The sequence below is a fragment of the Comamonas sp. 14P8.1.4 genome (assembly GCF_057799285.1).
The window spans coordinates 1-7,506 of sequence record NZ_JBYOKN010000021.1 but is presented as its reverse complement, the minus strand read 5'-3'; the positions used below and the strand labels follow the sequence as shown (position 1 = coordinate 7,506).

The window sequence follows — 7,506 nt, the reverse complement described above, 5'->3', positions numbered from 1 at the left end:
TGCCCGTGTGGTGGGCATGGCCACCGCCGGTGTAGCCCCGCGCATCATGGGCTTTGGCCCCGCACCTGCGGTGCGCAAGGTACTGGCCCAAACCGGTTTGACACTGGCAGACATGGATGTGATTGAGCTGAACGAAGCCTTTGCCGCCCAAGGCCTGGCCGTGCTGCGCGACCTGGGCATTGCCGACGATGACCAGCGCGTGAACCAGTGGGGCGGTGCCATCGCCCTGGGCCACCCCCTGGGTGCATCGGGCGCACGCCTGGCCACCACGGCCGTGAACCAGCTGCACACGCTAGGTGGCCGTTATGCGCTGTGCACCATGTGCATTGGCGTGGGCCAGGGCATTGCCGTGATCCTGGAAAAGGTCTGAACCTTTTCACGCACCACACCCAAGGCACTGCATGAACCCCACCGCCTGCACCGTCGTCACCGGCGCCAGCAACGGCATTGGCCGCGCCATTGCCCAAGCCCTGCTGGACCAGGGCCACACCGTGGTCAACCTGGACTATGTACTGCCCAGCTGGAGCCATGAGCGCCTGGTGTCCTACCAGGCCGACCTGACCGACGCACCAGCCACGGCTGCCGCCGCCGCACACATTGCGGCAGCGCACAACGTGACGGCCCTGGTGAACAACGCGGGCGCCACACGCCCCGGCACCATCGACACCGCCACCAGTGGCCAGCTCGATGACGTGGTGGGCCTGCACCTGCGTGCGCCCATGCTGCTGGTGCAGGCCTTTTTGCCCACGCTGCGTGCGTGCGGTCGCGGCCGCATCGTCAACATGTCCTCGCGCGCAGCGCTGGGCAAGGGCGAGCGCATTGTCTATTCAGCCACCAAGGCCGGCTTGATTGGCATGACGCGCACCCTGGCCATGGAGCTGGGACGCGACCAGATCACGGTCAACGCCATCGGGCCCGGCCCGATTGCGACCGATCTGTTCATGCAAAGCAACCCCGAAGGCGCACCGCAGACGCAGCGCATTCTCAACAGCATTGCCGTAGGCCGCATGGGCACGCCCGATGACGTGGCCCGCGCAGCGCTGTTCTTTCTGTCACCCGACAACGGTTTTGTCACCGGTCAGGTGCTGTATGTGTGCGGCGGCACCACGCTGGGCGTGGCCCCGGTGTAAGCCCCGCAATCACTTTTCGACCACCCCCTGGATGGCCGTGCCACGCATGCATGGCCACCAACTCTGCCGCCGCAGCCCACCCGGCTGAACAGGCTGAGACTTAACCCTCGTGTACTGGAGACTTTGATGTTTGATTCCACCCGCTCTCTCTCGCGCCGCCATGGCCTGAAGCTGCTGGCCGCTGCCGCCACCCTGGCTGTTGCCAGTGGGGCCGCTGCCCAGGACAGCTACCCCAACAAGCCCATCACCATGGTTGTGCCTTTTGCGGCAGGTGGTACCACCGACATCCTGGCGCGCATTGTGGGCCAGGCCATGTCGGTCGATCTGGGTCAGACCATCATCATCGAGAACAAGCCCGGCGCGGGCGGCAACATCGGTGCGCAGCAAGCCGCACGCTCCAAGGCCGATGGCTATACCGTGTTCATGGGCACCGTGGGCACCCACGCTATCAACCAGGCGCTGTACAAAAAGCTGCCCTATGACCCCGTCAAGGATTTCGCTCCACTGAGCCGCGTGGCCAGCGTGCCCAACTTGCTGGTGGCACACCCCAGCCGCCCCTACAAGACCGTCAAGGAACTGATCGCTTTTGCCAAGGCCCACCCCGGTGAAGTGACCTACGGCTCGCCCGGATCGGGCGCATCGCCCCACGTCTCGGGCGCACTGTTCCAGAGCATGACCGGCGCGCAAATCACCCACATCCCTTACAAGGGCAGCGCACCCGCTATCTCCGACCTGCTGGGCAACCAGATCGCCATCATGTTTGACAACATGCCTTCGGCCATCCAGCACGTGCGCTCGGGCAAGCTGCGCCCTATCGCTGTGACCACCGCCAAGCGCTCGCCCGAGCTGCCTGACGTGCCCACCATCGCCGAAGCCGGTGTGCCTGGCTACGAAGCCACTTCCTGGTTCGGCCTGTGGGCCGTTGCTGGCACCCCCGCCCCTGTGCTGAACACACTGCACGCTTCGCTGTCCAAGGTGCTCAAGGACCCTGCCGTCATCAAGAAGATTGGCGACCAAGGCGGTGAAATCACCATCGACACCCCCGCCCAGTTCGAAGCCTTTATCAAGACCGAAGCCACCAAGTGGGGCAAGGTTGTGAAAGAGTCTGGCGCAGAGGTTTAAGCGCCCGACCAGCGGCCACCTGCGCTGCTGAAGTTGTCTCCTCTTTGTAACGCCGACGCGCACCCCGCGCTCGGCGTTTTTTTATGGACCGATGGGCGAAGCGCAGGCCCAAAAATATCAGCTAAAACCACCACTAGCCCAATCACCACTTGCGCTTTCAGCTATACATATCCAAGTGATACAGGCGCGCCCTGCAGAACCATGCGATGCGATTCCCGCCGGAGTGCAGCAGCGAGAGCCCAACCGTCATCGACTTGCTGCGGATTGCGGGCTAAGGGCTAGGGGACCTTTACCCCAGGTCGCCGTAGCAGGCACTGCACGAAGGGGCGGCGCTGCAGGGGGCGGCAGCCCCTCTGGCCAGACAGGGCGTCCCAGCAGCCGCCAGCTTGCATGGCCGCTGTGCCTGTTGACCCCCGATGACGAAGCCGCCTTAGTTGCTCTGCACCGGCAGGCTGGCCCCTTTCACGCGCAGCCAGTCTGCGGCTTCGGCCGCCACGCTGTCGGTGATGTAAACACCCGCCGCTTGCGCTTTGGCAGTGCCCAGCATGGCCTCCAACAGGTGGCGCATGCCCATGTTGTGCATGGCTTGCTCGGCAAACAGCCCGCCCAGCTTGACGTAGCGGATGGGCAACTGCGGCAGTTGCACCAGCGCCTTGGGCGATTGATCCAGGCGGCGCAGGCCCACGCCTGCCCCCGCTTGCACCACAGCATTGCAAAACGCCAGGGCGCGCTGCGGCGCCAGCTCCAGTGCAAAGGCATCCAGCTCCAGCACCAGACCGGGCAGCACATCGTGCCAGCCTTCGGCCATCAGCTGTGACCGCATGCGCGCCACAAAGTCACTGTGTTCCAGCGAAGGCTGGGAAATGCGCACCACCAGCGTGCTCTGCGGATGGGTGGCCAGCCACTGCAGGCCCAGTTGCACGGCCTTGAGGTCGTACTCTGCCGACAGCCCCAGGCGCACCGCTGCGGGCAAGAACAACGCTGCACCCAGCACCTGACCATCGGCCTGGTGCAACTCCAGCCCCCCTTCGTAGCGCACCTGCGTATCGGTGAGCGAAGCCTGGGCCTGCATCTGCACTGCCAAGCGCAGCTGCTCGGGCACTTGCAGTGCGTGGTTGAGCACATCCTGCCACTGCCCTTCCCCCACTTGCTGCAACGCGCCGTTGGGGCCTGTGGGCTCGGCATATTCCACCTCACCATGGCCCGCACTTTCAGCCTGCATCAAGCTGCGGTCCAGCCGTGTCAATACGTCACCTACCTGATCACCTGCCACATAGGGCGTGAGTGCAAATGCACAACGCGACCAGCGTCCATCATCCAGGCGCAGGCTCAGCGATTGCAGCAGATGGCGCAACTGCTGCACCTCCTGCATCGCAGCCAGGCTCTGCATCTGGGGCAACAGCACCGCAAAGTCACTGCCATTCAAGCGTGCCAGCTGCACCTGCTGCATACCGCGTTGCGACAACTGGTCACGCAGCTGCTGGGAAATGCCGCGCAGCCACTCGTCCACCACCTGGCGTGGGTGGCTGCTGTTCATGGCCTGCAAATCGCGCAGACGCACCAGCAGCACATGGCCATGCGTACCCTGCTGCGCCTGCAGCACCTTCTTGAGCTCGTTCACAAAGTATTTGCGGTTGGGCAACTGGGTCGTGGGGTCGCAGTTGGTTTCCAGCTCCAGACTTTCAATACGCTCCTGGTGCGCTTTCTCGGTTTTTTGCACCCGCGCATGGGCGTTTTCAATCGCAGATGCCACCGCCTGCAACTCATACACCTGCGTGGCATGCACCACACGCTCTTCCTGTGTCATGCCGATGCGCATGACCTGGGCAGCCACTTCTTCGCGCAGCACGCGCTTGAACCAGCGCAGCAAGGCCCCCACAAACAGCGCCCACGCCAGGCCAGCCGCCACAATCAGCGCCGTCATCTTCAAGCTGCTGCTCCACAGCACCTGCTGGGCCAGCCGGTTGTCCACCGCCACGGCCACCTTGCCCAGCTGGCTCCAGCCATTGCTGACCGCACGTTCCGCCTGGAACATGGGCAGCGGCATCACCCGGTGAAACCACTGCGGCACCCCATCAGTATGAGTCGAAGCAGGTTGCTTGCGCTCAAACACCGTCGCGCCATCGGGCCCGGTCATGCGTACCGATTCAAACTGCCCGGAGTCAAACAGGGCCGACATCAGCAACTCTTGCACCACTGGGTCTTGATTGCCCGGTTGCGACAGGGAAAGCGCCAGCGCCGTCACAGCGTTCTCGCTCTGGCTCTCCAATTGCGCCTTCAGATAGCTGCGCGCGCCACCCAGATTGAATGCCAACGTGCCCGCCAAAATACCCAGCAACGCCAGCGAGAGGCTAAATAACAGCTGCCGAAGCAACGACATGGATTTCTTCATACATCGAACCCTTCTTGGCGCATGCGCACCAGCAGGTTTTGCCAACGGTTGATACGGTCTGACGACGCCGAACGTGCGCCCCCCACGTACACCGCCTCGGCATCAAAACTAAAAACAGGGGTGAGATCACTGCGCTGGCTGGCCGGCAATATGCTGCCCACCAGGTTATCGAGCACCAGGGGATCCGCTTGCGGCGTGGCATACAAACCCAGCACCATGTGCGCAATGCTGCGCTGGCTGCCAATGCCTCCCATGCGGGCCCGCACGTAGATCAGGCGCATCTGCCGCGCCGGCACGCCCAGCCGCAGCAACGAAAAATATTTGCCAATCACAAAGTCTTCACAGTCTCCAGCCCCCTTGCCCAGGCTCTCGAGCACCGTGGCCCAGTAATCGGCTTCCTTCCAGACCACCATATCGTCAGAAGCCAGCAATTGCTGATTCCAAAAATCATTCACCGCCTGAATCTGCTGCGCCTGGGCTTGCCCGGCCTGCGCACGCAACATCTCTAGCCACGCTTGCAGGCGACGTACGCCAGGATCACCGTAGCGCGACGCCATCTGGCTCTGCAGCCGAGACTCATCCCAGGCCCGTGCACCACGCAGCCCCCAGCCGACCGTCACCAGCGCCGTCACCGCCAATGCCAGCAACGACCTGCGCTGCAGGCCTGGGGAAGTGGAAACAAAGTGCGGGGTGGGCATTCAGCCTCTCATCGGTATGGGGACCCCACATTGTGCAGGTATGCAGCCCTTATAAAAAAGGGCGCCTGTAGGATACAGGCGCCCTGACGCATACGGAACGCACTGGCGTTCTGGACAAGGGAGCAATTACGAGTCCACGCTCAGCTTACCGTTGGCTATCAAGCTTTTGATGATGGCCGTCTGATCGGTGCTTGAACCGAGCAGATTCACCCCCTCCAACGTGATCTGCTGATCGAAGTGGGTGGCGCTTACCCCCCCGTCTGCAGCCCCATTGGTCAGCACTTTCACGACCGTGTTGGTTTGCCCCGATGCGGTCGACACTTCAAAACGCAAGTACTGCGTCAAATTAAAGCTGCCGTTATTTGCTCCGTGTTCCCCATTCAGCAAATCAGCCAAATTCAACACGTCTTTTCCAAGGCCATTGCCAGTACTTGTCGCGGTTGCCGTACCAAAGTCTTTAATGACATCTTGCGCCGGTGCCGTGACCGTACCTGCATCGCCAGCTTTCCAGAGGAAGATATCGTCACCAGCACCACCGATCAGGGTGTCGTTGCCTTTGCCACCTTGCAAGGTGTCATTGCCCGTACCACCGTAAAGCACATCATTGCCTTCACCACCGTTCAGAATGTCATTACCACCCTGACCAAATATCACATCGTTGCCAGAACCACCATCAATGGTGTCATTGCCTCCTTCAGTCACATTGGTCCACGGCAAAGTACTGTGGTTATTGGCCACGTAGGTGTGAATTTGCTCCACCGTCACACTCGCAGCAGCAATATTGGTTTTTTCTCCCACATATTTCTGCAGTGCAGCCAACCCCTCCAATCCACCATATTCAACTTTGTCACCAAAAATAATATCGCGGCCATCTCCACCTTGGATAGTGTCATTTCCTGGAGGCAGGGTGGACTCCGATCCAAGAATTGCTGCAGCAAGATCGCTGGCATTAACATTGGTCTGTACAAACCCATCTGTATCGTAATAACTAAGCACTGTAGAGTTCAAACTAGGACCGATACCAATAGCCCTCACTTCAGAAACCAATTTCAACGCATCAAAAGCGCTTTGAGATTCACTACCAACCGCAGAATCAGAAATATTAAAAACTTTCCAAGTTCCATCCGCCATTTTTTGAATTGACGCATTATAAGTAATGCCACTCATCACCAAATAGCCATCAGCATTCAATATTCTCTGCCAAGAAGGGGATGTTGCTGTTCCAAAATTAGCATCCACAGTACCATCAATATTATACCGAGCAGTAGCCATCAATGTATTCACACTTTTATTCTGAATTGTGTAATCAAAATATTGATTGGATACTGATACATTAGGCTCACCATCCGTCACAAAATAAGTAACATTTTGCGCACCAGCACCCTGTGCAGCAAACCAATCCTTGGCCACATTAAATGCCGCTTCATAATTTGTAGCACCTCCAGAATACATTTTATCCAGCTCTGCTGAAAGTATGGCTTTTGCATTAGCATCTGTCAAATTGACCGACACATAGCTTTTTGCCGATGTATCAAAATCAAGCAACAGAATTTTAACGATGCCAGCATCGGATTGCTTAGCATTCAAAATTAACTGATCAAAAACTGTAAGAAGCGATGCTTTAGCGTCAGCGACCGCTGTCGACCCCATACTCCCCGAAGTATCGAACAATATTGCTATATTATAATTTTTCCCAGGTGTTGTAATGGTCGCTTTTGTATCTGCAACAATAAAATCATTATGTCCAGTACCTAGCAGATTGTCATTAACAGGCGTACCTACTTGATAAGTAAAATCATCTTTCCCAAGAATATCAAATTCAATTTTATTTGGAGAAATATCACCATCACCATCTTTTAACTGATATCCAGCACTAACTTTAATAATGTCTCCAGAATTGAGTAACTGAGTTTTCTCAGAAGCATTATTTAGCGTAAATACCCACTTATTTTGAGCATTCAAAGTCAGAGCTCCATAATCAGACAGGTTTACCGCCGTACCTGTACTGCTACCATCTTTATACAGAATGGCAGTATTAGCACCTGTAAGGCTCGCTTGGGCCCCATCAGCGCCTGTTTTATTACCATAACCACTCACCAGACTATCACCCATCAACACATTTGAGGATGCGTCTTCCTGGATGCTAGGACCTTTCACCAAAGTT

The 7,506-nt window shown here is 58.2% G+C and carries 5 protein-coding genes and 1 pseudogene; 3 read left to right on the top strand and 3 right to left on the bottom strand.

Annotation, left to right across the window (positions count from 1 at the left end):
- The 3 genes and pseudogenes from AC27VO_RS16375 to AC27VO_RS16365 all read left to right on the top strand — a co-directional run.
- Positions 1 to 370: pseudogene (locus AC27VO_RS16375) on the top strand (3-oxoadipyl-CoA thiolase); the annotation flags it as partial.
- A gap of 31 nt (positions 371 to 401) precedes the next feature.
- The gene (locus AC27VO_RS16370; protein ID WP_488667784.1) at positions 402 to 1,130 is read left to right on the top strand and encodes an SDR family NAD(P)-dependent oxidoreductase; all 729 of its coding nucleotides are present in this window, start codon (positions 402 to 404) and stop codon (positions 1,128 to 1,130) included.
- Between the two features lie 126 nt (positions 1,131 to 1,256).
- A complete protein-coding gene (locus AC27VO_RS16365; protein ID WP_488667783.1) occupies positions 1,257 to 2,252 on the top strand; it encodes a Bug family tripartite tricarboxylate transporter substrate binding protein in 996 nt (331 codons plus the stop codon).
- 430 nt (positions 2,253 to 2,682) lie between these two features.
- On the opposite strand, the gene AC27VO_RS16360 is transcribed toward AC27VO_RS16365, so the two are convergent.
- The 3 genes from AC27VO_RS16360 to AC27VO_RS16350 form a co-directional block, all read right to left on the bottom strand.
- Positions 2,683 to 4,632: a bifunctional diguanylate cyclase/phosphodiesterase gene (locus AC27VO_RS16360; RefSeq protein WP_488667782.1), complete on the bottom strand. Its 1,950-nt coding sequence runs from the start codon at positions 4,630 to 4,632 to the stop codon at positions 2,683 to 2,685.
- An 8-nt stretch (positions 4,633 to 4,640) separates the two neighbouring features.
- Positions 4,641 to 5,342: a transglutaminase-like cysteine peptidase gene (locus AC27VO_RS16355; protein WP_488667781.1), complete on the bottom strand. Its 702-nt coding sequence runs from the start codon at positions 5,340 to 5,342 to the stop codon at positions 4,641 to 4,643.
- A 126-nt stretch (positions 5,343 to 5,468) separates the two neighbouring features.
- The coding region (locus AC27VO_RS16350; protein WP_488667780.1) for a type I secretion C-terminal target domain-containing protein at positions 5,469 to 7,506 on the bottom strand (2,038 nt) is incomplete at its 5' end.